General features: G+C 69.8%; 1 protein-coding gene. It reads right to left on the bottom strand.

Annotation, left to right across the window (positions count from 1 at the left end; translation table 11 throughout):
- On the bottom strand, positions 1-955 hold a 955-nt coding region (ftsH, locus tag KBI52_RS01295; RefSeq protein ID WP_210804843.1), incomplete at both ends, for an ATP-dependent zinc metalloprotease FtsH.

A 955-nucleotide genomic window follows, 5' to 3' on the forward strand; every position in this document is an offset into this window, starting at 1 on the left:
CGCTCGGGGAGCTGCATGACCATGCCGAGCGCACGGCCGCGCGGGATGATGGTGGCCTTGTGCACCGGGTCGGTGGCCGGGACGTTCAGCGCCACGACGGCATGGCCGGCCTCGTGATAGGCGGTCAGGCGCTTCTCGTCGTCGGTCATGACGAGGGTGCGGCGCTCGGCGCCCATCATCACCTTGTCCTTGGCGTCCTCGAACTCGCGCATGGTGACGATGCGCTTGCCGCGGCGGGCGGCCAGCAGGGCCGCCTCGTTGACGAGGTTCATGAGATCGGCGCCCGAGAAGCCGGGGGTGCCGCGGGCGATGATCTTCAGGTCCACGTCGGGCGCCAGCGGCACCTTGCGGACATGGACGCGCAGGATCTTCTCGCGGCCGACCACGTCCGGGTTCGGGACGACGATCTGGCGGTCGAAGCGGCCCGGGCGCAGAAGCGCCGGGTCGAGCACGTCGGGGCGGTTGGTGGCCGCGATGATGATCACGCCCTCGTTGGCCTCGAATCCGTCCATCTCCACCAGGAGCTGGTTGAGGGTCTGCTCGCGCTCGTCGTTGCCGCCGCCGAGGCCGGCGCCGCGATGGCGGCCGACCGCGTCGATCTCGTCGATGAAGATGATGCAGGGGGCGTTCTTCTTCGCCTGCTCGAACATGTCGCGGACACGGGAGGCGCCGACGCCCACGAACATCTCGACGAAGTCGGAGCCCGAGATGGTGAAGAACGGCACGTTGGCCTCGCCCGCGACCGCCCGGGCGGTCAGGGTCTTACCGGTGCCGGGAGGGCCGACGAGCAGCACGCCGCGGGGGATCCGGCCGCCCAGGCGCTGGAACTTCTGCGGGTCGCGCAGGAACTCCACCACCTCCTGCAGGTCTTCCTTGGCCTCGTCGATGCCCGCCACGTCGTCGAAGGTGACGCGGCCATGCGCCTCGGTCAGGAGCTTCGCCTTGGACTTGCCGA

The organism is Microvirga sp. HBU67558 (assembly GCF_018069605.1).
Classification (GTDB): Bacteria; Pseudomonadota; Alphaproteobacteria; order Rhizobiales; family Beijerinckiaceae; genus Microvirga; species Microvirga terrae.